This is a genomic window from Serratia aquatilis, from assembly GCF_044865145.1.
GTDB lineage: Bacteria > Pseudomonadota > Gammaproteobacteria > Enterobacterales > Enterobacteriaceae > Chania > Chania aquatilis.
In genome coordinates, this window is sequence record NZ_CP173186.1 from 5,249,463 (window position 1) to 5,275,255 (window position 25,793).

General features: G+C 50.6%; 24 protein-coding genes. 18 read left to right on the plus strand and 6 right to left on the minus strand.

Annotated elements, in window-relative coordinates:
• The first annotated feature begins 980 nt into the window (after positions 1-980).
• The 8 genes from SAQUA_RS23850 (at position 981) to SAQUA_RS23885 (ending at position 9,215) form a co-directional block, all read left to right on the plus strand.
• Positions 981-1,478 (plus strand): CS1 type fimbrial major subunit, encoded by a 498-nt coding sequence (locus tag SAQUA_RS23850; protein WP_380674268.1) that lies wholly within the window; start codon positions 981-983, stop codon positions 1,476-1,478.
• 317 nt (positions 1,479-1,795) lie between these two features.
• Positions 1,796-4,051, plus strand: a complete 2,256-nt coding sequence (locus tag SAQUA_RS23855; RefSeq protein ID WP_380674266.1) for a TcfC E-set like domain-containing protein — start codon at positions 1,796-1,798, stop codon at positions 4,049-4,051.
• A gap of 44 nt (positions 4,052-4,095) precedes the next feature.
• A complete protein-coding gene (locus SAQUA_RS23860) occupies positions 4,096-4,788 on the plus strand; it encodes a molecular chaperone (RefSeq protein ID WP_380674264.1) in 693 nt (230 codons plus the stop codon).
• The gene (locus SAQUA_RS23865; RefSeq protein WP_380674263.1) at positions 4,757-5,434 is read left to right on the plus strand and encodes a hypothetical protein; all 678 of its coding nucleotides are present in this window, start codon (positions 4,757-4,759) and stop codon (positions 5,432-5,434) included. The genes SAQUA_RS23860 and SAQUA_RS23865 overlap by 32 nt, the downstream gene beginning before the upstream one ends.
• 17 nt (positions 5,435-5,451) lie before the next feature.
• A complete protein-coding gene (locus SAQUA_RS23870) occupies positions 5,452-5,973 on the plus strand; it encodes a fimbrial protein (RefSeq protein ID WP_380674262.1) in 522 nt (173 codons plus the stop codon).
• 74 nt (positions 5,974-6,047) lie between these two features.
• Positions 6,048-7,130, plus strand: coding sequence for a hypothetical protein (locus tag SAQUA_RS23875; RefSeq protein WP_380674261.1), 1,083 nt, complete (start codon positions 6,048-6,050; stop codon positions 7,128-7,130).
• Between the two features lie 251 nt (positions 7,131-7,381).
• Positions 7,382-8,059, plus strand: coding sequence for a LuxR C-terminal-related transcriptional regulator (locus SAQUA_RS23880; RefSeq protein ID WP_380674260.1), 678 nt, complete (start codon positions 7,382-7,384; stop codon positions 8,057-8,059).
• Between the two features lie 244 nt (positions 8,060-8,303).
• The gene (locus SAQUA_RS23885; protein ID WP_380674259.1) at positions 8,304-9,215 is read left to right on the plus strand and encodes a LysR substrate-binding domain-containing protein; all 912 of its coding nucleotides are present in this window, start codon (positions 8,304-8,306) and stop codon (positions 9,213-9,215) included.
• Between the two features lie 115 nt (positions 9,216-9,330).
• Here the strand turns inward: SAQUA_RS23885 and SAQUA_RS23890 are convergent, their stop codons facing one another.
• The 3 genes from SAQUA_RS23890 to cpxP all read right to left on the minus strand — a co-directional run bounded on the left by SAQUA_RS23890 (position 9,331) and on the right by cpxP (position 12,532).
• Complete coding sequence (locus SAQUA_RS23890; RefSeq protein WP_380674258.1) at positions 9,331-10,593, minus strand: MFS transporter; 1,263 nt, start codon at positions 10,591-10,593, stop codon at positions 9,331-9,333.
• A 21-nt stretch (positions 10,594-10,614) separates the two neighbouring features.
• Entirely contained in the window at positions 10,615-11,457 is an 843-nt protein-coding gene (locus SAQUA_RS23895; protein ID WP_380674257.1) for a class I SAM-dependent methyltransferase, read from the minus strand.
• A gap of 580 nt (positions 11,458-12,037) precedes the next feature.
• The gene (gene cpxP, locus SAQUA_RS23900) at positions 12,038-12,532 is read right to left on the minus strand and encodes a cell-envelope stress modulator CpxP (RefSeq protein ID WP_380674256.1); all 495 of its coding nucleotides are present in this window, start codon (positions 12,530-12,532) and stop codon (positions 12,038-12,040) included.
• A 148-nt stretch (positions 12,533-12,680) separates the two neighbouring features.
• On the opposite strand from cpxP, the gene cpxR reads away from it, so the two are divergent.
• From cpxR to SAQUA_RS23925, 5 genes are all read left to right on the plus strand, one after another.
• Positions 12,681-13,379, plus strand: coding sequence for an envelope stress response regulator transcription factor CpxR (gene cpxR, locus SAQUA_RS23905; RefSeq protein WP_380674255.1), 699 nt, complete (start codon positions 12,681-12,683; stop codon positions 13,377-13,379).
• Positions 13,376-14,746 carry an envelope stress sensor histidine kinase CpxA gene (gene cpxA, locus SAQUA_RS23910; protein ID WP_380674254.1) on the plus strand — a complete coding sequence of 457 codons (1,371 nt, stop codon included), beginning with the start codon at positions 13,376-13,378 and terminating at the stop codon, positions 14,744-14,746. Before cpxR ends, cpxA begins: the two co-directional genes overlap by 4 nt.
• 57 nt (positions 14,747-14,803) lie before the next feature.
• Positions 14,804-15,277 (plus strand): tRNA (uridine(34)/cytosine(34)/5-carboxymethylaminomethyluridine(34)-2'-O)-methyltransferase TrmL, encoded by a 474-nt coding sequence (gene trmL, locus SAQUA_RS23915; RefSeq protein WP_380674253.1) that lies wholly within the window; start codon positions 14,804-14,806, stop codon positions 15,275-15,277.
• 230 nt (positions 15,278-15,507) lie between these two features.
• Complete coding sequence (gene rhaT, locus SAQUA_RS23920) at positions 15,508-16,542, plus strand: L-rhamnose/proton symporter RhaT (RefSeq protein ID WP_380674252.1); 1,035 nt, start codon at positions 15,508-15,510, stop codon at positions 16,540-16,542.
• 10 nt (positions 16,543-16,552) lie between these two features.
• The gene (locus SAQUA_RS23925; RefSeq protein ID WP_380674251.1) at positions 16,553-17,974 is read left to right on the plus strand and encodes an arabinose isomerase; all 1,422 of its coding nucleotides are present in this window, start codon (positions 16,553-16,555) and stop codon (positions 17,972-17,974) included.
• 1 nt (position 17,975) lies between these two features.
• On the opposite strand, the gene rhaR is transcribed toward SAQUA_RS23925, so the two are convergent.
• The gene (gene rhaR / locus SAQUA_RS23930) at positions 17,976-18,815 is read right to left on the minus strand and encodes an HTH-type transcriptional activator RhaR (RefSeq protein WP_380674250.1); all 840 of its coding nucleotides are present in this window, start codon (positions 18,813-18,815) and stop codon (positions 17,976-17,978) included.
• A gap of 86 nt (positions 18,816-18,901) precedes the next feature.
• Positions 18,902-19,723, minus strand: coding sequence for an HTH-type transcriptional activator RhaS (rhaS, locus tag SAQUA_RS23935; protein ID WP_380674249.1), 822 nt, complete (start codon positions 19,721-19,723; stop codon positions 18,902-18,904).
• A gap of 378 nt (positions 19,724-20,101) precedes the next feature.
• Here rhaS and rhaB point away from each other — a divergent pair, with 378 nt between their 5' ends.
• From rhaB to rhaM, 5 genes are all read left to right on the plus strand, one after another.
• The gene (gene rhaB / locus SAQUA_RS23940) at positions 20,102-21,517 is read left to right on the plus strand and encodes a rhamnulokinase (RefSeq protein WP_404413225.1); all 1,416 of its coding nucleotides are present in this window, start codon (positions 20,102-20,104) and stop codon (positions 21,515-21,517) included.
• A complete protein-coding gene (locus tag SAQUA_RS23945) occupies positions 21,514-22,776 on the plus strand; it encodes an L-rhamnose isomerase (RefSeq protein ID WP_380674247.1) in 1,263 nt (420 codons plus the stop codon). The genes rhaB and SAQUA_RS23945 overlap by 4 nt, the downstream gene beginning before the upstream one ends.
• Positions 22,777-22,782: 6 nt before the next feature.
• Positions 22,783-23,607, plus strand: coding sequence for a rhamnulose-1-phosphate aldolase (gene rhaD / locus SAQUA_RS23950; RefSeq protein ID WP_380674246.1), 825 nt, complete (start codon positions 22,783-22,785; stop codon positions 23,605-23,607).
• A gap of 66 nt (positions 23,608-23,673) precedes the next feature.
• A complete protein-coding gene (gene fucO / locus SAQUA_RS23955) occupies positions 23,674-24,822 on the plus strand; it encodes a lactaldehyde reductase (protein WP_380674245.1) in 1,149 nt (382 codons plus the stop codon).
• 16 nt (positions 24,823-24,838) lie between these two features.
• Positions 24,839-25,153 (plus strand): L-rhamnose mutarotase, encoded by a 315-nt coding sequence (gene rhaM, locus SAQUA_RS23960; protein WP_380674244.1) that lies wholly within the window; start codon positions 24,839-24,841, stop codon positions 25,151-25,153.
• A 78-nt stretch (positions 25,154-25,231) separates the two neighbouring features.
• Here the strand turns inward: rhaM and SAQUA_RS23965 are convergent, their stop codons facing one another.
• Entirely contained in the window at positions 25,232-25,690 is a 459-nt protein-coding gene (locus SAQUA_RS23965; protein WP_380674243.1) for a GNAT family N-acetyltransferase, read from the minus strand.
• Positions 25,691-25,793: the final 103 nt, after the last annotated feature.

A 25,793-nucleotide genomic window follows, 5' to 3' on the forward strand; every position in this document is an offset into this window, starting at 1 on the left:
CCCGCATGCCCTACAACCAGTACAAAGAACACTGACGAGAATATAGCCCACAATGTCCAAGGCAAACAGTACAGAGCAAGAAAGGAATAAACTTTTCGATGGGCTACGCACCTTAAACTTGCAGCGGCGCCGTAACCGCCCCCTCTCCTCTGCAGACTGAGGCAAACAGGGTACCACCAGCAGGTTGGTTAGCAAAACAACCGTAACAGTTACTGGATCCACTCACGGCGTTGGTGCGCAATCAAAAGACAAGCCAAGAACGGGGGACTTTTGGGCAAGGCACTTTTAATGTTGCCACACTCTATACCAAAATAATCCAAGAAATCATCCGCACCCCAAAGCGATAAATCTGTGACAACTTGTCCAGAGACCGTCCGAGTAACAGACGAGAACCAATGCGCATGCAATATGGGATAATTGGATATATTCCATTGATTCCATGAATGCATTATGAGTATCAATCAACGAATAAAATAATAGGAGCCTCACAGGAAAATATCCAAGGAGATGGGAGCAGTTATGTTCTAAATAGATCAAGCCAGATGAGCGAAAGCAGTCAACACACGGATAACTTAAAGTATAACGAGTAATAGGGTGGATTATCCAAAAAAAGAAACATCAACCACGATCAAGATGATCGTTTTCAACATGACTTTATCAATAATCAATGTATATAACATTTATTTATTAAGGAAATTCTTATTTGAAGGATAACAAATTAGCATGGTGTATAGAAAAATGAATCTTCCATATAGCAAAGAAAAATCTTATAGTGTTTATAGTTGCGAATAGGTTATTGGGTTGTTTATAATCGATTATTGAAAACCGAACACCTATCTCGAATCTGAATTATATTTTGAATAAAATACAAATAACCTTTTATATTAGGGTTATTTGCATCATGTTCAGAGTTATACGGAAACATTGGAGACGTTTCTTAATGATAGGGACGTCGTGTCAATTTAAAAAGGAAAGTAACAATGAAAAAGATTCTTCTGTCTGTAATCGCCGCTACCATTCTGTCTGCCGGTCAAGCACAAGCTGCTGATGGAGTAAAAAAAGAGATCACCATCGTTGCCACTATTAACGATGCTATCTTTGTTTCTAAACCAGACGGTAGCACTTGGTATGATAAAGAAGAATTATTTGCCAAGGACTACACACAAACTGAATTTGCTTCTAAAGATCTGCCAGTTCGTGTTTACACCACTGATAATGAAGTCAATGTGTCTTTGGTTCAACCGCTGACCGTAGCCCGTGCTGATGGTGCTCAACTGAGCAACGTAGCAGTGAGCTTTGCCGGCAAAGCTGTCGTAACAGGCACTCCGACTCAAGTGATCCAGACTACGGCTGCACCGGGTGGTTATGATAATACCTATACCCTGAAGATTGATGCCAAAGCCCCTACTAACGCTACCGGCAGTACCAATGGCCAATACCAAGGTGATCTGGTGATGTTATTTGAGCCAAAGCTCTAATAACCTAAATAATTCAAGTTATATAAAAATGACAATAAAAAAAACATTAGATACATGAAAAAATAATGTATCTAACTGGATTTTTGCTGTCAGCCAACATGTAACTTGAAGTATTGCAAGTATTTTAAAATAGGGTTATCCCGTATAACCCTATTATTCACCTTGCTTTATAAAGCATTTTTTATAAGCCTCGAAAAGGGCGAAGCTGGTTAAAAAAATCAATAAGCACCTGAGAAAATTCATCATGTACTTAGAATTATTATTCGTGCATTAATTATTGGTAGTACTGTTTACTCTATTTATGGAACGGACTCTACATGGCCAAGATTATCCCAGGATGGGCAGCCAGCTTATTTTTGTTGGCACCGTCAGCCGTCACCTATGCAGCAGATAATACCCAGATTGAATATCAGGTTCCTGCGGGCTTCTCCGAAGCCGAGCAGGATAAGTCCATGCAGTTTCTAGCCACTCTTGACGGCAAGGCTTTGCCAGGCCCGATTATCTGGTCGGCACAAAAAAATCATCTCATCTTTGATGAAACGCTGTATCGCCAGAATGGCGTATCCGCTGAACAGATCGTGCTGCTGAATAAAGTATTGACGCAAATCCCCTACGCAGTCTGCCCGAATGGTTGTGATTATACCGTCAGCGGTCAGACCGTATCGCTAGACAAAGTCAAACAGTCACTAACTATTACCGATGGTAAACAGCGTTACGTGCAACCCCAGACAATGATGGGCTTTATTCACAACCAGTCTCTGGATGTGCGTACCGCTTCAAATGAATATCGAGCCGTCTCAGCCTACGGCCAGGGTTACCTGGGGTTACCAGCACAAAGCTACGGCTATATCAGTTGGTTCTATAACGACAGCAGGAATTTTGATACCCGAACCACCGACCAAGGCGTCAGTACCTGGTATCTGCAGAAAAATTTCGCCTCAACCTACTTGCGTAGTGGTCGTCAGGACAGCCGTGATAACGCCGCAGGCAGTATCAGTACCTCCCTGAACCCGAGCTTTGACCAGTTCGTCACGCTCGGTAGCCAAGGTAACCTGCTGCGCGATAACCAGTCCGCCGGCAAGCTGGTGCTATTCGCCAGCGCCGATGGCGACTATGAATTCTATCGCGATGGGCGCCTTATCCGCCGCCTGCCAGCAGTGATTGGACGCAACGAAATTGACTATAACCAGTTGCCCGGCGGTTTTTATGACCTGGAGATCCGCCTGGTCAACCGCAATGGGCAGGTACTCAGCCGCGAAAACCAACAGATTGCCAACATCAGCTATGGCGGTGGTAGCGGTTGGTATCTGACAGTGGGCAAAGAGCTTGATACACAACGCAGCCTGGCTAATCTCGGTACCAACTTCCAGACCAACTGGTTTGCCATCAGCAGTGCCTTGCTCAAAGGCGCTGGCCGTGCCTGGGCCATGGAACATAATCTCACCCGTCCGATGCAGGTGGCCAATATAGACGTCACGCCAACTCTGGGTGTCATCGCCGGTGAAAAGAGAGTGGGTGGCTACGCCAGCCTCAGCGCTGGCAACCAGCTACTGGGCTACCTGAGTGCCTCAAAGTATCAGAATACCTCGGTATCCGATTTTTATCAGGGCAGCAACAGCATCTCACTGGCCTATAGCCGTCAATTCGGGCCGACACGCATAGGCTATAACTACAACCGCTATGCCCGTAGCGAGCGTCACCAGTTACAGAGCACCTGGAACTGGCACGGCAACGGGGTCTGGGCGGTGATTTCTGCCGGGTTGCAGAAAGGTGGCTATGACAATGGTAGCAACAATTATGGTTTGTACCTCAACACCACCATCATGCTTGACCGCAATACCGGTACGCTGAACGCAGCATATAACAATGGCAAGCTTAATACTGGCGGCAGTTATACCCGTGAGTTTGAAGACAATACAGGCACAACCTCTGCTGGCCTGGACTTCAGCGATCTGGGCCGCACCAATGCGCTCGGCCTTAACGCACGGCGCAGCGGCACTCGCGGTGATGCCTCGATCCGAGTCGGGTCAGACGATCGCATCACCAACGGTAGTTTTAACTATAACGGCATGCTGGCAGCCGGCAAAGACGGCATCGCTCTTGGGCGTACCAGTCCCAGCGGGTCAGCGATGTTGGTGACCACACCAAAACTGGGCGATGTGCCATACGGCTTCCGGGTTGAAGGTAGCCCAGTGGCCGGAGGGGGTACCTATGCGGTACCACTGGCCAGCTATCAGGACGTGACATTCGCCAGGGTCCAGGCTGTTGACACCGGTATGGATATGAATATCCGGCTGCCAGCTAACGTAGTACGCGCACACCCAGGTCAGGTCTACCCGGTTAAAGCCGACGTTGAAATGAACCTGCTGTACAACGGCTTCCTGGTAAACAGCAACGGTGGCCCGGTCAGTGGGACACTCCAGGAAACCGGTGACACTGTCTACCCGAATGGCCTGTTCTCACTGGCATCATCGACTCTGCTCAAAGAGGTTACCGTCAGCGGCAAGCAGGGGAACTACCGCTGTGACCTGACAAAACCCAAAGATGACCATTACCGCTGCGTGGCTTTTTAAGCCACGCAACAGTCCACCATTAACGACTTAACGCGAGAAAGACCATGAGACATCTTATTAACTTCCTGCGTGTCACCCTTGGCACAGGGCTTCTGGCCTTTGGCAGCGCGGCACAGGCCGATGGCCAGTTGATGGTGATGCCCGCACGCAGCATTGTGGAAGGCAAACTGAACCGCACCGTACAGGTCAGTAACCTGGGTGATAAACCGCTGTATCTGAAAATTGACCTGATGCGTATCGATAACCCAGGTGAAAACCCGGAGCACAAGACCAACCTTGGCGAAATTACGCTGCCGGAGATGATGGCCAACCCGGCCAAACTGACCTTGGGCCCAGGCCAGAAACGGGATATCAACCTGGTTGCGCTGAAGGCTCCGGCCAGAGAAACCCTGTACCGGCTTTACATCGTGCCTGTATCCAGCATCAAGGTGGTAGGGAGTGATAGTAAAGACAAAATCACCGCCCCACTCACTTTTGGCGTTGGTTACGGTGTGGTGGTACATCATTTACCCCCTACAGCGGGGCAATATCACGGTTGGAGCCACCAATGCACCACTGGCGGATTACAGCTAACCACGTCTGGCAACGTACATACTTTGTTCAGCCAGTTGCAGACCACGCCAGCAGGTAAGCTGCCCAAAGAGCAGAAAGTGTTCCCCGGCACGCCGCAGCTATTCCCGATCACCGCACTGAAAGGACTGGCCGATGGTAAGCCATTTGATGTGCGTTGCCCATAAGGTGACCGTGCTGTTGCTGCTCATCCTGCCATCTTATGCCGCACAGGCGGTGATTGATATCAGCCCAAAAGTGCTGGAGATATCCAAGGATCGGGCCGAAGTTTATATCACTAACACCGGCGACAAGCCTGAATTTGTCGACATCACACTGTTCGAGCTTAGCAACCCAGGCGTTGCACCGGACGAGGAGCAACGGATACCGCTGGGTTTAGTCAGAGAGCCTTACCTGTACGCCAGCCCGTTCAAACTTTCCCTGGGGCCACGTCAGGAAAAAACAATCCATCTGAAGGCGCTGAAAACGCCGGAAAAGGAGAAGGTTTACCGGCTGGCGGTGATCCCGCAACAGCAAGCACGTATCAACGGTACCCAGAATAACCTCATGCTGGTGAACCTGGGGTATTTGGGGCTAGTCCGCCAGTTGCCAGAAAAAAAGGTCGTCAGTTGGCAGCACCACTGTGAAACGCAGGGGATAACGCTAACCTCCACCGGCACGGTACGGGTGGTGTTCAGCGAATTGCAGCAGGATAGCCAAACCGCGGAAGATTTTAACGTTTATCCGGGCACGCCCCGTCGGGTTGTGGCTCAGCGCTTAAGCGGCAAGGCCAATAACACACCTTTCAGCCTGCAGTGTGGAGCCGGGTCATGAGTAAAAGGAGTCAACACATGAGGATGTGGCAACAGATTATAGGCACCATGCTGCTCTGCTGGTGCAGCGTGGCGAGTACGGCCGAAATTGCTCTAGGGGGGGTACCGGTGAGCATCTCGCTGACTAACCTACCGAAAATCACGGTAGAAAAACCGGGCGGTGGCTGGTACGACACAATGACGCTGAGCAACAGTACGGGCAGCGATGTAACCCGGTACCAGGCTCAAGTGCCGGTGCAGGTAAGTATTCGCAATGAACATAACTTCCAGGTGTCACTGGTCAATCCGCTGGTGCTGACTCATACGGCCAACCCATCATTAACATTCACTACAGAAATGGTTGGTTTTGGCAGCACTAACGGCCAGTTGCAGGCGCTAAGCGCAACACCAGTAGATTTCAGTAACCCGCCAGCAACCGGAGATACCTCAACGGGTAGCTATCTGCTTTCGGTATCAGCACGTCAGCCATTGGGGGTATTAGGCACTATTTCCGGCAATTACCTCGGCCAACTGGTGCTGTTGTTTGAGGTGAAAGTATAGCCACATCTTAATAGCAGCCCGGTGGTAATAGTTGCCCTCCGGCGCAAATGGAATACATCAAGGAATAAGGGATCATGTATAAAAAAGGTCTATCTTTGCTGGCTCTATCGGTAACGGTATTAGCGATATTATGCGGTAGTATTCAGTCAGCGGCAGCAGGAACCGAATATCATTTCCGTTTGAGCAACTGCTTTATGAAGAACGTTGGTGACAACTTATGGCGTGTAAGCTTCACTTGGGAAACTATTCCCTTAACAAGCGATAACAATCCAAATGGTATAACCAATTTTTTCAGAATCAAGATCCCAAAACTCAAGGCTGATGGCATTCATGTTGATACATCGAGCAATGGATTTACCAATCCCATTCCGTTTCTGACGTTCGAGCCATTGCCAAAAGGGTTTGTCAACCGCCCTGCCTCAGGGGATGAAGTTGTGGTTGGCAACTCAGACGGTTCATTGCTGATCACTACGTCTGGCAATGTCGCCTTTACCTTCTCAACCAAAGGTAATGGTGCCTATCCCGCAGCACGCGTTTTTCCAACATTTACAACAACTAGTGCTGCTGCTGGTTGGGGATGGTACTGGTTTATTCCGACGATAACTAATGGAGCCTGCGCTGGAACGCAGAGTGGCGGAGGAGGTGCACCAGGAACTGCACCGCCAATTGAGGAGCTTGTCCCGGTCGAGCCAGCTTTCACTCTGACATCTTCGGTTTGGGAGCTAAATACGCTAGACGTGGCTGATTTACCCGACGTCGCAGCGGCAGGCAGTAGCTACACCGCCTCAATTAAGAATGTCGCCAGCAATAATCTCTGTGTCAGCTATGTAAGTGCAGGGGTTAAAAAAAATACTTATGCGTTAAGTGTAAGCAACGGCTCCAGTACACAAGGAGGACACAGTCTGTTTACACTGCAAGGTCCTGGTAGCCAGCTATTTTATAATCTTCAACTGACTAGCAACGACGGGGTGACAGGTAATAACTTTAGTTTCCCTGCTGCTGCAGCTAAATATATTACGTTATCACAAACCGCAAGCAGTGTGGCTAATCGCAGTGAAATGTGTTGGACGCCTAAAATTAACTTATTCAAAAATGCATCCACTGGTGCTGGAATGCATACGGACACGTTGAACTTTATTATTATCCCGAAGGCATAAAGGAAGGTAATTATTCTATACCCAAAATAATTCGAGTTGCTTGTAGGCGGCAACTGAGTGAAACCCTAGGAGCATAGATAAGCTATGTGACTAGGGTGAACGAAGGCAGCCAACACCCAAGCAACTTGAAGTATGAAGGGTATATAGGGATTAAACCCAGGGATGGGTGACCCTGAAGGAATGAGCCAATATATCTGTGCCCCAAAATACAACAGGCACGCTTATTTTACCCCTATTATAAAGAGATAAACATGTCTAAGAAAAAAACAATCATTCAATGCCCATGTCATTACACTCGCATAGGCATTGAAACCGTGTTGAAAAATATGCAATTCTCTGAAAAATGTGAAATTTCCGTTAGCTTCAGTGAGCTTGGCGAGTGTGGGAAATATTTAAGAACACAACCTAAAATCGATATTTTGTTGCTAACGCTGAGTAGTGCAGTTGCTAGCCCGATAGCGACACTACATATCCTCGGTGAATATTTACCGTTGCTGCATCCCGATACCAAGATAGTGCTGATTGCTGACATGATGTCCGTTGATGCGATGGCCCGCTATCTGTGTGGCCTTGAAAATGTATTGGATGTTCTTGATACATCGAATCCTCTACAGGTATTGCAAGAGCAGTTGCTTGGGGTGTTTAACCCGCATAACGGTATGAAAAAATTAAATTATACTGCCTCGAGGTCTCTTTCTCTGCGCGAAGTCACCGTATTAGTGAGACTCCTGGAAGGGGAAAAAATGATGCACATAGCAGGAGATTTGCAACTCAGCCCAAAAACCATCAGTTTTTATAAACGCTCAGCGATGGTAAAACTCGGCATTAGAAAATATCAACCACTAATGATTAACCGCTCACACAAAAAAATAGTTTTCAATATAGCTAAAAGTGAGAACATAGAAACCAGGAATGGATTTATAGTTTAGCTCCTATCAGTTAACAAAAAACACACGCAAGGATTTTAAATTAAAACTTAACCAATAAACTACTTAACTAAAAAACTATACCAAACTATTTTTTACTCTTAAATATATATTTTCATGAAGAAGAAAAACTCAAGGGGGGGTTCAACAAGTTTCAATGTTACAAATGATAGTCATGTAGTGACGAAAAGTAAAACCAGAACGCCTGCACCTTAAATATTACTAAAACAAATAAAAAAGAGACATCATGAGATATTTACCAAAACTCCAACAGCTCCAGGCATTTCAGTCGGTAATACTTCACGGCAGCATCAGTGCGGCAGCTAAAGCACTTGAACAATCACAGCCAGGAATAACACGTAGTTTACGTGAGTTGGAGCAAATATTAGGCACCCCGTTGTTAATCAGAGGTGGGGGTGGAGTTATGCCCACTGAGGCAGGCCGATTATTTAATGCTCGTATTGAGTTAGTATTAAATGAGCTAGAGCGAGCTCTGGATGAACTGGAACAGTTTAACCACTCGAATTCAGGAACTGTAGTAATGGGAGTATCATCACTTTCCCTTTTTACAGTATACCCGGAGGCAGTAAAGAAATTCAGAAGAAAACATCCAAAATCAAATATTACCAACATGGAAGGGCAAGTATCAGAATTACTCCCTGCACTGCGCACTGGCAAGTTAGACTTTATTATGGGAGTTGATATACCCTCTGATTATCTCAGTGGAATTGTACTGGAACCGCTATTTAAAACGTCATATGCCATATATGTACGCAAAGGACATCAATTAGCAAACTGTACCTCACTAGAGGAATTAAAAGGCGCCGACTGGTTTTTACCAGTCACAACAATGGGGCATAAAAATAATATCGACTCATTACTATCCGAATTTATAAATCGTCAATGTAAAACAGTAATGCGTGGAACAGGCAGTGCTGCCATACAAATGGCTTTACATGCGGACTATCTTACTATTGCTACCGAGTCCTTGGCACGCTCACATTTTCTGGCACAGAATTTTTGTACTATCCCTGTAAAGGAACCTCTGCCAAAAGCCGAATTCAGCCTCATTTACTCTTCAGAGAGGCCATTAACCTCAGCGGCAAGATGCTTAATGGATGAGTTCCGGCGTGAGTGTCAAAATTATAAGTGGGATTAAAGCAACACTTCCGATGTATACCCGTCGCCCTTCAAGCTGCATGGGTGTTGGCTGCAGTTATTCAGCCCAGACGTAGGCCGAATAACCGCTGCAATCGGCGTTCTTAAGGCTTACCTCACTCCTGAATATCTTCTAACAAGGGAGCCAGTGGTTGAGTGCTCCCATTGACTTTCAGCGCCTGTAGGAAACGCATCAGAAACATCAGACTCAACGCACCAGCAGCCAGACCGAGGGCATGGAATAGCATTTTATTACCGTACTGATAGACCAATCTACCGACTTCGATACTCAGTGCGATGCTACTTAGCACGATAATATTGAGCGTAGCGGAGACAGTACCTTTGGGGGAAGAACTGGAAAACAGCGTTCGCCGGAACAAAATAGGAAAGATCATCCCGGTGCCAAAAGCATATGTGCTGATCCCAGCCACCGACCACAGCCAGATATGCGGTGCAAGCAGATTGCCAAGCACCGCCAAACACAACCCAGTGAGCTGGATAGGGGCACCAGCCCACAATATACGGTCGGAAGGGTTATCGCCCACCAGCTTCACTACCGTCAGGTTACCCAAGATCACTGCCACAAAGATCGGAACCTGGGTCCAAGCATACTGTGACGATGTCAGCCCGCCATTATCAATCAGGATAACGGGTGAGATTGCGACCCAAGCCATCAATGGAATATAAGCACAGCTGATCGTCAGCGCGCCTGCCAAGAAACAGCGGTTACGAAAGACCTGCTTAAAATCATCTGCAATTCCCCCAAAACTAAAGGAAGTACCTTGTCTCATGACCGTTTCAGGCATCGTGCGCCACAGTCCCAGTAAAGCCACCAATGCCAGAATGGCAATCAAAGCAAACATCCCCTTCCAATGGGCTATCTGGATAAAAGCCGCACCGGCCAACGGACCAATAATCGGGGCAATCAGGGTTATGGAGGTGATTAACGCCATCATTTTGATGGCATCTTTCTCACCGAAAGCCTCTTGCACCGCCACGTAACCGACGGTGGCGATGAAACACATGCTGGTCCCCTGAATAAAGCGAGTCAGAAGATACTGTTCCATATTGCTGGTGAACAGGGTGGCAACGCAGCTCAATATGAACAGCAACGTACCACTCAGTAACACCGGCCTGCGGCCAATTCGATCGGAAAGGGGGCCAAGTAGCCACTGCAACACCATTCCACCCGCCATATAGATGCTGATCGACGCGGGGGCCAGGCTGACGTCGGCATTAAACTCTCTGACGACATCGATAATGCCGGGTTGGATCATGTCGTTGGTCAGGTAAGCGGCAAATTCAAACAGCATTAACGAAAGTGGAAACAGCAAAGCGACGGAACGGCCATGGCCCTGTGATGGTTCGACTTCTTTCATGCTACCTCCATGCTTGTAGCATTATGGATGTTTAACACCATGCAGAACAAAAAGCTTTCCGGTAAAAATCTCACCGGCAGGCCAGGCGGTGTCAGTCAGTTGGGTGATACTACCAATACCTTGGTCATTCAGGCTTTGCCGGTACTCTTCGTTGCTCCAGGCTTGCATATGGCTGGCAAACAACGAAACCTCGCCATCTTGCTCCAGAACCCACCAGGCTGTTGAAGCAACTCTCTGTTGCTCGTCCCAGGCATTCTCCGTCAGTAACAGGTGCGGGCGAATTGAGAACAAACCTTGCTGGTGTGCCCCCCAATGGTTTTCGCTTTCGCCCTGACGCTTGATTTCGTCCTCGGTATGAACCTCGATAATGAGTTGACCACCAGGTTTCAGCCAGTTCGCAGCATTGTTAAGTATCGCCAGGCTCTCAGCCTTGCTGAAGACGTTGAACTCACCAAAGGTCATCATGATAAAGTCATAGGTGGCTTCAGCTTTAAACTGGCGGATATCCTGACAATGGTAACTGATATCCAGCCCTGCGCTTGCCGCCTGTTGCCGGGCATAGCGAATAGAAGCCGGGGAGAAATCAACCCCAGTACACTGGAAACCTTTCTGCGCTAGACGTTGTAGATAGAAGCCGGGGCCGCAGCCGATATCCAGGATCCGTCCCTCTGCGGGGAGTTGGCTATCGATCCAGTTAACATGCTGGTCGATAATCGCAAAACGGCGGCTGGCCCAGTCGTGCTCTTGCGCCAGATGATTCTGCAGCATGCGCTCACTGAACAGTGGCTCATTCCAGGGGATTTTTTCTGCATCCAACCAAGCGCTAAATGGCCGAGATTTATCAATAATATCTGTGAATTTCATTCTTCATTTCCTTTTAAAGCCAGCCCTTTGGTATCAGTGTCAACACCAAAAGCAAAAAACGAAACTCAACACAGGGAAGACGCAAAAGACCCAACTGGAGAAAACCCGGTTAGCTGACTAAATAACGCCAATAAATAGCGGCAAAGTTCATGTGTTGAAATTTCATGGCAATCAATAACGTACCTTTCATGCCGCAAAGCAGGAAACGCAACGTTTTTCTACGCCATTGGCGGCAGAAAGATTTACTGATTAGTCACTATTTCCAAACATTAACCTTATTAAAATGAAGGGTATTTACGGGCTAGGAGCATACAGTAGTCACTGAGCAAAAAACAGGCTAATAGATTGATGTAAATCAACAAATAGGCCTCTCGATAGGTGGATGGGCAAGATCAAAGCACCTGTGCATCGGCTTGAGATCTTTACCAGGAACGCCAATATCCAGCACGTTACCGTTTGGAGAAGACTTAGACTGTTCGCAGAAAGGAGGGCTAACATAATTATAAGGGGATAAAAAAAACCCCCTCATCATGAGGGGGGAAGACAGGGATGGTGTCTATGGCAAGGAAAAAACAGGAGATTACTCATTCATACTTAACTTCTGGGCAGAAGTTTGTTGCAAACCAGAAATCTGTTGCTCCATCTGCTGCATGCGCTGCTGATGCTTCTGATCTAAAACACTTTTTTGCTCTGGCGTCAGCAGGTTATACATTTGATTGCGCACTCGGGCCATTTCGACTTGGCGCTTAACCTGTTCCTGAGCCATCTTTTCCGCCTGAGCATAAACGGCGGCTTCATCAAATTTATCTGCGGTAACCAGTTTATGCATGGTTTCCATTTCAACTACATTATCACCAGGCAGATGGTGGCGGGCCTGACGCATTAAATCTCGCATTTGCTGACGTTGTTGTACGCTTAGAGTGACGCCGTCGAACATGTGCTGTTGGGCGTGTATGCCCTGCGGCACATCATTAGCAGGAGGTTGGACAGTTTCCGGTGTAGTATCAGCAGCGAAGGCAGAGGAAGAACCCATTGCCAACATTGATGCTATAACTACCGCGGTTACATTAACCATTTTTACTCCCCGAGCCTTCTCACTTTACGAATCAACGAGGAGCAGTGTACTGCTGCACCTGCAAACATGCGTCAGTGCATGTAAAACTACGTAAAGTCATGGAATGCCGACAGTTGATGGCGTATTTTGCGTCAGGAGGTAAATCATAATGAATAAAATTCTGTTAGTTGACGACGACCGCGAGCTAACCTCGCTACTGAAAGAACTGCTTGAAATGGAAGGCTTTAATATCGTTGTCGCATACGATGGTGAACAGGCGCTGTCGCTGTTGGACAGTTCTATCGATCTACTCTTGCTTGATGTGATGATGCCGAAGAAAAATGGCATCGATACGTTGAAAGAATTACGTCAACACCACCAGACCCCTGTGATTATGTTGACCGCCAGAGGCAGTGAACTGGACCGCGTGCTTGGTCTGGAGCTAGGTGCCGATGATTATCTGCCGAAACCCTTTAACGATCGTGAACTGGTTGCTCGTATCCGCGCCATTCTGCGCCGTTCCAATTGGAGCGAACAACAGCAGAGCGTAGACAACAGCGCGCCAAGTCTCGACGTTGACGGCTTGCAACTGAACCCTGGCCGTCAGGAAGCCAGTTTCGATGGGCAAGTGCTCGATCTGACTGGCACTGAGTTTACCTTGCTGTATCTGTTAGCACAGCATCTCGGTCAGGTAGTCTCACGTGAATTATTAAGCCAGGAAGTACTGGGCAAGCGGCTGACGCCGTTTGATCGCGCCATTGATATGCATATCTCTAACCTTCGACGCAAATTGCCGGATCGTAAAGACGGCCACCCGTGGTTCAAAACCCTGCGTGGGCGAGGCTACCTGATGGTATCTGCAACATGATTAATAGTTTGACGGCACGTATCTTCGCCATTTTCTGGTTCACATTGGCTCTGGTGCTGATGTTGGTGCTGATGGTGCCCAAACTTGACTCCCGTCAAATGACCTCGCTGCTAGACAGCGAACAGCGTCAGGGATTGATGCTGCAACAACATGTCGAAGCCGAACTGCAGAACGACCCAGCCAACGATCTGATGTGGTGGCGCCGCCTGTTTCGCGCCATCGAAAAATGGGCACCGCCGGGTCAACGCCTACTGCTGGTCACCAGCGAAGGGCGAGTGATCGGTGCGCAGCGCAACGAAATGCAGATTGTACGCAACTTTATTGGTCAGTCTGATAACGCGGACTATCCGAAAAAGAAAAAATATGGCCGCGTTGAACTGGTTGGCCCCTTTTCAGTTCGCGATGGTGAAGATAACTACCAGTTGTACCTGATCCGCCCTGCAAATAGCCCACAATCCGATTTTATCAACCTGATGTTTGACCGGCCTCTGCTGTTGCTGATCGTCACCATGTTGATCAGTGCACCACTATTGCTATGGTTGTCCTGGAGCCTGGCCAAGCCTGCCCGCAAGCTGAAAAATGCTGCCGATGATGTGGCGCGAGGTAACCTGAAACAACATCCAGAACTGGAATCCGGGCCGCAGGAGTTCCTCGCCACCGGTGCCAGCTTCAACCAGATGGTGAGCGCTCTGGAAAGGATGATGACCGCCCAGCAACGGTTGATTTCCGACATTTCCCACGAGTTACGTACTCCGCTGACACGCTTGCAACTGGCGACAGCCCTTATGCGCCGCCGACATGGCGAAGGCCATGAACTGGCAAGGATTGAAACCGAGGCGCAGCGGCTGGATTCAATGATTAACGATCTGTTGGTGCTGTCTCGCGGGCAACAAAAAAGCGAGTTGATACGGGAGTTGCTGAAGGCCAATGAGCTGTGGGCGGACGTATTGAATGACGCCAGTTTCGAAGCCGAACAAATGGGCAAACAGTTGGTGATCACTTCTCCTCCCGGCCCTTGGACAATTTACGGCAACTCAGGCGCCTTAGACAGCGCACTAGAGAACATCGTACGTAATGCCCTTCGCTACTCTGATACGCACATAGCGGTGTCGTTCAACGCAGATAATCAGGGGATCACGATCATAGTCGACGATGATGGCCCTGGTGTAAGCCCAGAGGATCGTGAACAGATTTTCAGGCCGTTTTACCGCACCGATGAAGCACGCGATCGCCAATCCGGTGGCACTGGATTGGGGTTAGCCATTGTGGAAGCCGCCGTCACGCAGCATCGCGGTTGGGTAAGAGCAGAAGACAGTCCGTTGGGTGGGCTACGCCTGGTTTTGTGGCTGCCACTGCATCAGCGCTAATCGCCAGCAAGAAAAGATTTTGCTATCCTGCGCTCCTCTTCATGAGGGGCCCGAGACATGCTGAATATTGTTTTATTTGAACCTGAAATCCCACCCAATACCGGTAACATCATTCGCCTATGCGCCAATACCGGTTTCCAGTTGCATCTGATCGAACCGATGGGCTTCCCTTGGGACGACAAACGCCTGCGCCGCGCCGGTTTGGACTATCATGAATTCGCCAGTATCCAGCGCCATGCAGATTATGCCGCATTCCTCAGCCAAGAAAATCCGCAGCGGCTGTTTGCGCTAACGACCAAAGGCACGCCTGCACATAGTGGGGTCAGCTATCAGGCTGGCGACTACCTGCTATTTGGCCCGGAAACCCGCGGCTTACCGGCCAGCATTCTGGACGCGTTACCCGCACAGCATAAAATCCGTATCCCCATGCAGGCCCAGAGCCGCAGCATGAACCTGTCAAACGCCGTGTCAGTGGTGGTTTACGAGGCCTGGCGACAGCTCGGCTATGCCGGAGCACTCCTCAAGGATTAACCCCCGCCGGGTGATGCTCTGCCCATCAGGTATCGCCCGATTACAGCGGGGCCAAATCATTCTCGCCGGAACTGTGATCGTCGACATACCCACCCGCTGAATTTTGCCATGCTCGCTAATCATCCGGCAGCCAACCGAAGGTTCCTTTTTTAGTGTCTCTTTAGACTTCCTGTTCATCCGTGGTTTCAGCGCTCCATGCCTCCACGTCAACAACAACGAAGGATAACAAGATGAACAACGCTATTCTGCTAGGGATCCTCTGGCACCTCGTAGGGGCAGCCAGCGCAGCCTGCTTCTACGCCCCCTTCAAGCAGGTAAAGAACTGGTCCTGGGAGACCATGTGGTCAGTTGGTGGCTTCGTATCGTGGTTAATCCTGCCTTGGGCAATCAGCTACATGCTGTTGCCTGATTTCTGGCAATACTATGGCTCATTCAGCGCATCTACCCTGCTGCCGGTATTTCTTTTCGGTGCCATGTGGGGGATTGGTAACATCAACTACGGCCTGACCATGCGCTATCTTGGCATGTCGATGGGAATTGGTATCGCTATCGGTATCACCTTGATCATCGGCACCTTGATGACGCCACTGTTGCAAGGCCGCTTTGAACTCCTGTTCGGCACCGCTGGTGGCCGTATGTCGCTGATGGGGGTATTTGTTGCACTGATCGGCGTGGTGATCGTCAGCTATGCAGGCTTACTGAAAGAGCGGGCAATGGGCATCCGTGCCGAAGAGTTCAACCTCAAGAAAGGGCTAGCGTTGGCGGTGATGTGTGGCATTTTCTCTGCCGGGATGTCATTCGCAATGGACGCAGCCAAACCCATGCATGAAACTGCTGGATCGCTGGGTATCGATCCGCTGTACGTCGCGTTGCCAAGCTATGTGGTCATTATGGGCGGTGGTGCGCTGATAAACCTGGGGTATTGCTTCCTGCGGCTGGCAACCCTGAAAAATCTGTCGGTCAAAGCCGACTTCTCTCTGCCGAAGAAACTGCTGGTCGCCAACGTCCTGTTCTCCATGCTCGCCGGGCTGATGTGGTATCTGCAATTCTTCTTCTACGCCTGGGGACATGCCAAAATCCCAGCCCAGTACGATTACATGAGCTGGATGCTCCACATGAGCTTCTACGTACTGTGTGGCGGTATCGTCGGTCTGTTGCTGAAAGAGTGGAAATGTGGCACCAGAAAACCGGTGGCGGTACTGTCCCTTGGCTGTCTGGTGATCATCCTGGCAGCCAACATTGTAGGCCTGGGAATGGCATCCTGAGGACTGAAAAATGAAAGAACCATTGAATATCTTGCTGTTCGGCATCGGGCTTGACACTTACTGGCCGCAGTTTAGCGGCCTTAAGCCCCGTCTTGAAAGCTACCTGGATCAGATCGCCGCACGCCTTTCCCACCATCAGGTTCAGCATGGTGGGCTGGTGGATTCGGTGGTGGCTGCTGATGCGCTGCTGGCTAAAACCCGCCAACAGCCAGTGGATGTCATCATACTCTACATCAGTACCTATGCACTCAGCGCCACAGTATTGCCGCTGGTACAAAGCTTGGGCAAACCGTTGCTGGTACTGGCCCTGCAACCAGAAGTCGGCCTGCCCTATCAGAAAATATGCTCTCTGCCGGATCGTGGCGATCGCACCGGTGAATGGCTGGCTCATTGCCAGGCATGTAGTGCGCCAGAACTGGCCAACGTCTTCAATCGTGCCAACATTGATTACCAGTTACTGGTGGGGGCATTACAAGGCGATGCGCAGGTTTGGCAGGAACTGGACAACTGGCTGAACGCTTTCGCGCTTCGTAACGCATTACGCACAACGCAGATCGGCCTGCTTGGCCACTACTATGACGGGATGGTAGATGTTTACAGCAACCTGACCAATCTTTCTGCTCGGCTTGGTGTGCGTTTCAAACCTCTGGAAATGTGCGAACTGAACGCCCTGCGACAACAAAGCACGGCAGTACAGATCCATACTAAGCGCGATGAAATGCACCGTACTTTTGTTGTGGATGAACGCTGTTCTGAGACCGAATTGCAGCGTGCCGCTCATACCGCCTGTGCACTGGATCAACTGGTGGAACGGCATCGGCTGGGAGCTATGGCGTACTACTACGAAGGACAAAACGGCAATGATTACGAGAATATTGTCACTTCCGTGATTGCCGGCAGCACCCTGTTGACCCAAAAAGGTATTCCGATCGCCGGGGAATATGAAGTCAAAAACGTGATCGCGATGAAAATCTTCGCCCTGTTGGGGGCTGGCGGCTCATTCTCCGAACCTTATGGTATTGAGTTTACAGATGACGCAGTGCTCTGGGGCCATGATGGACCAGCGCATCCGCTGATGGCTGAAGGTGACGTACGCCTGGTACCGTTACCGGTGTACCACGGCAAGCCAGGATGTGGCATTTCGATTCAGATGTCGGTAAAAAATGGGCCAGTTACGTTTCTTTCGGTGATTGAAGAGCGCAATGGCGAGGTGCTGCTGCAGTATGCCGAAGGCACTTCAGTAGCTGGGGAAACGCTCGACATCGGCAATACCAATAGTCGCTACCGTTTTAAACTGGATGCCCGAACCTTTACCCGCAACTGGTCGCTGGGCGGCCCCGCACATCACTGCGCTATTGGCATCGGACATCAGGGAGACCAACTGGAAAAGATCGCACAGGTGTTAAACATCCGCACGCGGCGGATCGCCTAACCTAGGCGAAAAACCGCTGACGATACTCGCGCGGGGTCATACCGGCCTCGCGTGTAAATACCACAGAAAAGTAATTACTGTCCTCAAAGCCACACCGGGCCGCGATATCACTGATACGGTATTCACTGCGACGCAGCAGGCGTTTAGCCTGACATAACTGTATCTGCCGCAGGTAGTGGTTAATGGTCATACCGGTTTGCTGACGAAATAACAGCTTCAACGCCCGTTCGGTCAGATTATGACGCTGGCAGAATGCCGCCAGTTCAAAATGCCCGTCAATACCACTCTGCAAGGCCGCCATCAATAAATCCAACTGTTCACCATCCGGCAGCATATGGGCATTATCCACCGCATAACGATAGCGTTTGAGTACAATCGCCAGTTGTAACAGCAGCGCTTCCGTCAACTGAATCGATAGCGAATCGGTTTTGCGACTTTCCTGCGAAAGTTGAGCAATAATCGGCCTTGCCTGCGCCATGCCCTGGGTTGAGAGTCGCCAGTAGTGCTCGCTCGACCTGTCAAACGACGGCAGTAAACTTTCCCATTGGGCATTCAACTGCAAGCGTTCAGGACAGTAGATAATATTATCCAGCACCAGATCGTTCACTGACTCGTAGCTGTGGCAATCGTTGGCCTGCACATAGAAAATATCCCCGCAGGTGATCCGATAAGGGCGATCGTTCAGCACATGCAGGCCGTTACCACGCCAGACGATAACGATCTCGCAAAACTGGTGAGTATGTGTGGCAAATCCCTCCTGGGGATAACGTTCCGCGACGGCCACAGGCATCTGCTCAGAAGGCAGATAATCGCGGCTCTCTAACAGTAATGTCTCCCTCATCCACACACCTTTGCTATTTATTCCGGCATAGCATTATTGCCGAACGTAACTCGAGGAAAATTGACGTAATCGCGATTTTCATCCCGCTAACCCGAGCCACGTAGCGCCCGTGGCGGGCAGGTAAACTCACGCTTGAACAGGGTTGAAAAATGGTTGCTGTCACCAAAGCCACAACGAAATGCGATATCGGTAATGCTGCTGTCGCTGTGGCACAACATATGGCGTGCCTGCAGCAAACGTAGGTGGGTCAGGTAACGCTGTGGCGTCATATTGGTATGGTGCTTCAACTGCCGGTGTAGCGTGCGCAGCGGTATGGCAAAACGCTCTGCCAACTCCGGCCATTCGACCTGTTCGGCATAGTGGTTCTGCAACCAATCCAATAGTTGATGCAAACGTCCTTCCTGATCGTTCTCCTGCCTTGCCAGGCACCCCTGCCATAATTGCACCACGAGCTGCATAAACACGCTTTCATGCAGCGCAATATCTTCGGGCCGTTCCCCTGTGGGAGCCTGCTGCAGCAAGGTCATCAGCCCCTTGACCCGTTGCAGAACCTGCTGATTGATACGCCAATGCGCGGGATATACCCCATCGCGTTCACTCGGCAGGAATTGCTCAATACCGGAAACAAAGCGGAAGGCATCCGGTGCCCGGAACAGGATATTGGTCAAAATCAGGCCATCGGTCTGCTCAAACAAGTGACGATCGTGATCGCGAACAAAGCAGACGCAACCGCTGTTCAGGCTATAAGGGGTACCGTTGAAGACATGAACACCGGCCCCTTGTTCAACAATAACGATTTCGTAAAAATCGTGATGATGTTCTGGAAAAGCCTGCTGCGGTTCACGGGGCTCGATCACCACGGGTACGCTGCAGGAAGGGAAAAAATCACTACTGTGCAATAGATTCATCTTACCCCGCGAGGCTTTGACACGGCAGGATTACCGCGCAACGTCGGTTACTGATAGTAAGAGAAGCACTGAGGAAGAAACCTTAAACTCTTGACCCAAAAACGCGCTAAAGCTGTGCATTTTTTAAGAAAGCCGCAGCAATGTTGAGAAATGCGTGCAAGGTCACAACCAGTAGAAAAATGGCTGGAGTGGCAAACTGTGAGCGACTTCACCTTTACCTTTGCCATTTTGCCAATCCACCTCCCGCGCTGGCAGTGGTGAGAAGGCTGAGCCCCCAGCAACTTCCTACACTGCTCACCATCAAGCAATAACGGGCTTTCTCTCATGACTCTACGCAATATTGTCGCCATCGATCTTGGGGCCTCCAGCGGGCGCGTGATGCTGGCCAGCTATCAACCTGAACAGCAGCAACTCCAGCTACGCGAAGTCAGCCGCTTCACCAATCGTTTACAGCATCGTGCCGGGCAAGACTGCTGGGATCTGGACGCACTGGAACACAATATCCGCCAGGCACTGGCTCAACTCGATACCGAAGGCATCCACCTCGATAGTATCGGCATCGATACCTGGGGAGTAGATTTCGTCCTGCTGGATGCTCAAGGAGAGCGGGTTGGGCAAGCCGTCTCTTACCGTGACGCCCGCACACACGGGCTGATGACTCAGGCACAACAGACGCTTGGCCGGAGCAATATCTATCAACGTACCGGTATTCAGTTCTTACCTTTCAATACCCTGTATCAATTGCGGGCTTTGCGCGAGCAGCAGCCTGAACTGATCGAGCGAGTCGCTCATCTGTTGATGATCCCGGATTATCTACACTACCGCCTGACGGGGGAGCTGAACTGGGAATACACCAATGCCAGTACCACACAGTTATTGAATATTGAAAGCGATCAGTGGGATGAGGAACTGCTGGCCTGGGCGGGTGTCCCCGCTGGCTGGTTCGGTAAACCGACCCCACCGGGTAACCGAGTAGGCTTCTGGACCAGTGCCAGCGGCCAGCAGATCCCGGTGATCGCCGTCGCCACCCACGATACCGCCAGCGCGGTGCTCGCCACGCCATTACAAGATGCCGATGCCGCCTACCTCAGTTCCGGCACCTGGTCGCTGATGGGTATTGAAAGCCCGATTCCTGTGGTTCACACACAGGCTCTGGCGGCAAACATTACCAACGAAGGTGGTGCAACGGGCTATCGGGTACTGAAAAACATCATGGGCCTGTGGCTACTGCAACGCGCCACTCAGGAACTGGAGATCCGCGATCTGCCAGCATTGATTGCCCAGGCGGCAAAGCAGCCTGCCTGCCGTTCCCTGGTTAACCCCAACGACGAACGCTTTATCAACCCGGGCAATATGTGCCAAACCATCAAAGACAGCTGCCGTGAACAGGGTATGCCGGTGCCGGAAAACGCGGCTCAACTGGTTCGCTGCATCTTCGACAGCCTCGCCATGCTCTATCGCCAGGTTGCCCAAGAGCTGGCAGCGATGCATGGCCGCCCACTCAGCCATCTGCATATTGTCGGTGGCGGTAGCCAAAACCATTTTCTTAATCAGTTATGTGCCGATGCCTGCGGGCTGACCATCAGTGCAGGGCCTATCGAAGCCTCTACGTTAGGCAACGTCGGTTGCCAGTTGATGGCATTGGATGCCGTCACAGACATTGGTCAATTCCGCCGTATCGTGGCGCGGAATTTCCCGCTGCAACATTTCACTCCTCGCGACAATCCAGACTTTGCCGCCCACTGGTCGCAATTTCAGTCGTTGAGTCAATTATCTAAGGAACTTTGCATATGAAAAGCTCTATCGATCAAGCCTGGGAACTGGCGAAACAGCGCTTTGCTGCCGTTGGTGTCGACGTTGACGCCGCTATTGACGCAATGGAAACCCTGCCTGTGTCGATGCACTGTTGGCAAGGAGATGACGTAGCGGGGTTCGAAAACCCAGAAGGTTCATTAACCGGTGGTATTCAGGCAACCGGCAACTACCCCGGCAAAGCGCGCAATGCCAAAGAGCTGAGAGCCGATCTGGAACAGGCACTGGCCTTGATCCCAGGCCCGAAGCGCCTGAACCTGCACGCGATTTATCTTGAGTCAGAAACGCCGGTGGCACGCAATAAAATTGAACCCCGCCACTTTAAAAATTGGGTGGAATGGGCGAAGCAGCAGCATCTTGGGCTAGATTTCAACCCGTCCTGTTTCTCACATCCGTTGAGTGCCGATGGTTTTACCCTATCTCATGCCGATCCGCAGATCCGTCAGTTCTGGATTGAACATTGCCAGGCCAGCCGCCGTATCTCTGCCTATTTTGGCGAACAGCTCGGTACGCCTTCGGTAATGAACATCTGGATCCCCGATGGCATGAAAGACACGCCAATCGATCGTCTGGCGCCGCGTCAGCGCTTAACGAGTGCACTGGATGAGGTGATTGCTGAAAAACTCGACCCGGCACACCACATCGACGCAGTGGAAAGCAAACTGTTCGGCATTGGTGCAGAAAGCTACACCGTGGGTTCCAACGAATTTTATCTCGGTTATGCCACCAGCCGTCAAACCGCACTGTGCCTGGATGCCGGCCACTTCCACCCGACAGAAGTGATCTCCGACAAGATTTCCAGCGCCATGCTGTATGTGCCACGTCTGTTGCTGCATGTCAGCCGCCCGGTCCGCTGGGACAGCGATCACGTAGTGCTGCTCGATGATGAAACACAGGCGATTGCCGGTGAGATCGTCCGCCATAAGCTGTTCAATCGTGTCCATATCGGTCTGGATTTCTTCGATGCCTCAATCAACCGCATCGCCGCCTGGGTGATCGGTACACGCAACATGAAGAAAGCCCTGCTGCGGGCACTGCTGGAACCGACCGAAATGCTGCGCAAAGTGGAACAGAGTGGCGACTACACCGCACGCCTGGCATTGCTGGAGGAGCAGAAATCACTGCCATGGCAGGCCGTGTGGGAAACCTACTGCCAGCGTAACGATGTTCCAGTCGATGCCAGCTGGCTGGAAAATGTACGTAATTACGAACAACAGATCCTCAGCCAACGTAAGGGATAAATCGCCATGCAACACATACTTTCTTCCTGGTTTATCCAAGGCATGATCAAAGCCACCAGCGATATGTGGCTCAAAGGTTGGGACGAACGCAACGGCGGTAACGTCAGTCTGAGATTAACCGCAGAGGATGTGGAACCCTTCCGCAGCGACTTCGTTGCCGAGCCACGCTGCGTAGAACTGACGCAACCGGCAAGCGAACTGGCCAACTGCTGGTTCCTGGTTACCGGTTCAGGGAAATTCTTCCGTAATGTGCAACTGGCTGCCGAAGAGAATCTGGTGCTGCTGCAACTAAACCACAACGGTACCGCCTATCACATCCACTGGGGGCTTTCACAAGGTGGTGTGCCGACTTCAGAACTGGCCGCCCATTTCCAGTCACACATTGTGCGTATGAACGTCAGCGGGGGCAGCGATCGCGTCATCATGCACTGCCACGCGACCAATCTGATTGCACTGAGCTTTGTGCAGGAACTGGATAATGGCAGCTTCACCCGCTTGCTATGGGAAGGCAGCACCGAGTGTCTGGTGGTCTTCCCTGACGGCATCGGCATTGTGCCATGGATGGTGCCGGGCACCGACGGCATCGGCACGCAAACCGCCGAACAGATGCGTCAACACAGCCTGGTACTGTGGCCATTCCACGGCATCTTTGGCACTGGCCCCACGCTGGATGATGCCTTCGGTCTGATCGACACGGCGGAGAAGTCTGCCGAAATCATGGTGAAAGTGCTGTCGATGGGTGGCAAGAGACAAACCATTTCCAGTAGCCAGTTGAGTGCATTGGCTCAACGTTTTGGCGTAACGCCACTGGCCGCCGCGCTAAAAGATTGAGATGTCGATGCCCTGCGTCCGCTACGGCGGGCGCATCACAACGGTTCCCACTTCAGGAGCAATAACATGAGTTTCATGCTGGCATTACCAAAAATCAGTTTGCACGGCAGCGGCGCTATTGAAGATATGGTCAAGCTACTGGTACAAAAGCAGTGGGGTAAAGCACTGATCGTCACCGACGGCCAATTGGTGGAGCTCGGTCTGTTGGAAGGGCTATTGAACGCCATGCAGCAACATGCCATGCCCTATGCCATGTTCGGTGAGGTTTTCCCCAACCCTACAGAAGCATTGGTGCAACAAGGCTGGCAAGCGTTCCAACAGCACCAGTGTGACTACCTGATTGCCTTTGGCGGCGGCAGCCCTATCGATACCGCCAAGGCGATCAAGATCCTCAGCGGCAACCCCGGCCCTTCCACCGCTTACTCTGGGGTGGGTAAAGTCAAGCAGGCTGGCGTTCCCCTGGTCGCCATCAATACCACCGCGGGCACTGCGGCCGAGATGACCAGTAATGCGGTGATCATCGACAGCCAACGTCAGGTTAAAGAAGTGATTATCGACACCAATATCATCCCTGATATTGCCGTGGACGATCCGCAGGTCATGTTGAATATTCCTGCCAGCGTCACAGCAGCTACCGGTATGGATGCGCTGACTCACGCGGTAGAAGCCTACGTTTCTGTGGGTGCTCACCCGTTGACCGATCACTCGGCACTGGAAGCCATTCGCCTGATTAGTACCTGGTTACCCGCTGCCGTGGCAGACGGTAAGAGCCTGCAAGCGCGGGAAATGATGGCTTACGGCCAATATTTGGCAGGCATGGCATTCAATAGCGCCGGTCTGGGTCTGGTGCACGCACTGGCTCACCAACCGGGTGCAACTCACAACCTGCCCCACGGCGTCTGTAACGCCATACTGTTGCCGGTGATCGAAGCGTTCAATCGCCCGAATGCCGTCGCACGCTTTGCACGCATTGCGCTGGCATTGGGGGTAGATACCACCGGCATGAGTGAAGAACAGGCCAGCCATCAGGCGATTACCGCCATTCGTGCTCTTTCCTTGCGCGTGGGAATTCCTGCCGGTTTCTCGACGCTGGGTATTAAAGAAGCCGATATTGAGGGCTGGTTGGATAAAGCGCTGGCCGATCCCTGTGCCCCCTGCAACCCACGCACGGCAGATCGCGAGCAGGTTCGTGCGCTGTATTTAGAAGCCTTGTGACCCCTGAGGAGCCCACATGATCCGTAAAGCTTTTGTGATGCAGGTAAACCCGGATGCTCATGCAGAATACCAGCAGCGCCACAACCCTATCTGGCCTGAACTGGAACAGGTACTGAAAGAGCACGGCGCAAACCACTATTCCATTTTCCTGGATGAAGAACGCAACCTGTTGTTCGGGTTTGTCGAGATCGAGTCAGAAGAGCGCTGGGATGCCGTAGCCAATACTGCTGCCTGCCAGCGTTGGTGGCGATTTATGAGCGACGTGATGCCAAGCAATCCGGACAATAGCCCGGTCAGTTCACCACTGCGCGAAGTGTTTTATCTGGCATAAAAGAGTGAAAGGCGGCGGTGATACCCGTCGCCTATCGATATATGCGTCACGACTGCGCTATCGCATGATGCTCAGGAGTCACTCTTTTCTCTGATAGATAACGAAAGAGGTTCTTTGGCCAATTTTGTCGTACAGCGAACGCGCAGAGGAGTTAAACTCCTGAGTCATCCAGTAAACTTTACTCGCGCCTCTTGAGTCGGCCTGTTGATAGGCTGCATTAAATAATTTTTCCGCAACGTTCTTTCCTCTCGCACTTTTATCAACAAATAAATCCGAGATATAACAATAATCTTTTTCGCTCCAGGTTGAAGCGTGATAAACGATATGCGTCAACCCTAACACCTGCCCATCATGATTAACGGCGACCAAACCAGAAAGTGAGTCCCCTTGGCACAGTCTCACAAAGGTTTTTTCGGTAATTTCAGGCGTGATATCTGCGCGATAGAAATGCAGATATTGTTGCCATAAATTTTCCCAGCTCTGTTTATCAGCCGCTAATATATTCCTTATTATAACTTCATCTTTAGTATTTATCATATTCCACCTTCACATTAACCTGGGACCAGGTTCGATTGCGGAAAGTGTAATCGATATTATTAAGTGCTGTGAATAGACCAATCCAAGTTCTTCACTAGACCAA

What these genes read in the sequence shown, in the direction of transcription:
- SAQUA_RS23850 (WP_380674268.1), top strand. Translation starts at nt 981, where the DNA reads ATGAAAAAGATTCTTCTGTCTGTAATCGCCGCTACCATTCTGTCTGCC.
- SAQUA_RS23855 (WP_380674266.1), top strand. Translation starts at nt 1,796, where the DNA reads ATGGCCAAGATTATCCCAGGATGGGCAGCCAGCTTATTTTTGTTGGCA.
- SAQUA_RS23860 (WP_380674264.1), top strand. Translation starts at nt 4,096, where the DNA reads ATGAGACATCTTATTAACTTCCTGCGTGTCACCCTTGGCACAGGGCTT.
- SAQUA_RS23865 (WP_380674263.1), top strand. Translation starts at nt 4,757, where the DNA reads ATGGTAAGCCATTTGATGTGCGTTGCCCATAAGGTGACCGTGCTGTTG.
- SAQUA_RS23870 (WP_380674262.1), top strand. Translation starts at nt 5,452, where the DNA reads ATGAGGATGTGGCAACAGATTATAGGCACCATGCTGCTCTGCTGGTGC.
- SAQUA_RS23875 (WP_380674261.1), top strand. Translation starts at nt 6,048, where the DNA reads ATGTATAAAAAAGGTCTATCTTTGCTGGCTCTATCGGTAACGGTATTA.
- SAQUA_RS23880 (WP_380674260.1), top strand. Translation starts at nt 7,382, where the DNA reads ATGTCTAAGAAAAAAACAATCATTCAATGCCCATGTCATTACACTCGC.
- SAQUA_RS23885 (WP_380674259.1), top strand. Translation starts at nt 8,304, where the DNA reads ATGAGATATTTACCAAAACTCCAACAGCTCCAGGCATTTCAGTCGGTA.
- SAQUA_RS23890 (WP_380674258.1), bottom strand. Translation starts at nt 10,593, where the DNA reads ATGAAAGAAGTCGAACCATCACAGGGCCATGGCCGTTCCGTCGCTTTG.
- SAQUA_RS23895 (WP_380674257.1), bottom strand. Translation starts at nt 11,457, where the DNA reads ATGAAATTCACAGATATTATTGATAAATCTCGGCCATTTAGCGCTTGG.
- cpxP (WP_380674256.1), bottom strand. Translation starts at nt 12,532, where the DNA reads ATGGTTAATGTAACCGCGGTAGTTATAGCATCAATGTTGGCAATGGGT.
- cpxR (WP_380674255.1), top strand. Translation starts at nt 12,681, where the DNA reads ATGAATAAAATTCTGTTAGTTGACGACGACCGCGAGCTAACCTCGCTA.
- cpxA (WP_380674254.1), top strand. Translation starts at nt 13,376, where the DNA reads ATGATTAATAGTTTGACGGCACGTATCTTCGCCATTTTCTGGTTCACA.
- trmL (WP_380674253.1), top strand. Translation starts at nt 14,804, where the DNA reads ATGCTGAATATTGTTTTATTTGAACCTGAAATCCCACCCAATACCGGT.
- rhaT (WP_380674252.1), top strand. Translation starts at nt 15,508, where the DNA reads ATGAACAACGCTATTCTGCTAGGGATCCTCTGGCACCTCGTAGGGGCA.
- SAQUA_RS23925 (WP_380674251.1), top strand. Translation starts at nt 16,553, where the DNA reads ATGAAAGAACCATTGAATATCTTGCTGTTCGGCATCGGGCTTGACACT.
- rhaR (WP_380674250.1), bottom strand. Translation starts at nt 18,815, where the DNA reads ATGAGGGAGACATTACTGTTAGAGAGCCGCGATTATCTGCCTTCTGAG.
- rhaS (WP_380674249.1), bottom strand. Translation starts at nt 19,723, where the DNA reads ATGAATCTATTGCACAGTAGTGATTTTTTCCCTTCCTGCAGCGTACCC.
- rhaB (WP_404413225.1), top strand. Translation starts at nt 20,102, where the DNA reads ATGCTGGCCAGCTATCAACCTGAACAGCAGCAACTCCAGCTACGCGAA.
- SAQUA_RS23945 (WP_380674247.1), top strand. Translation starts at nt 21,514, where the DNA reads ATGAAAAGCTCTATCGATCAAGCCTGGGAACTGGCGAAACAGCGCTTT.
- rhaD (WP_380674246.1), top strand. Translation starts at nt 22,783, where the DNA reads ATGCAACACATACTTTCTTCCTGGTTTATCCAAGGCATGATCAAAGCC.
- fucO (WP_380674245.1), top strand. Translation starts at nt 23,674, where the DNA reads ATGAGTTTCATGCTGGCATTACCAAAAATCAGTTTGCACGGCAGCGGC.
- rhaM (WP_380674244.1), top strand. Translation starts at nt 24,839, where the DNA reads ATGATCCGTAAAGCTTTTGTGATGCAGGTAAACCCGGATGCTCATGCA.
- SAQUA_RS23965 (WP_380674243.1), bottom strand. Translation starts at nt 25,690, where the DNA reads ATGATAAATACTAAAGATGAAGTTATAATAAGGAATATATTAGCGGCT.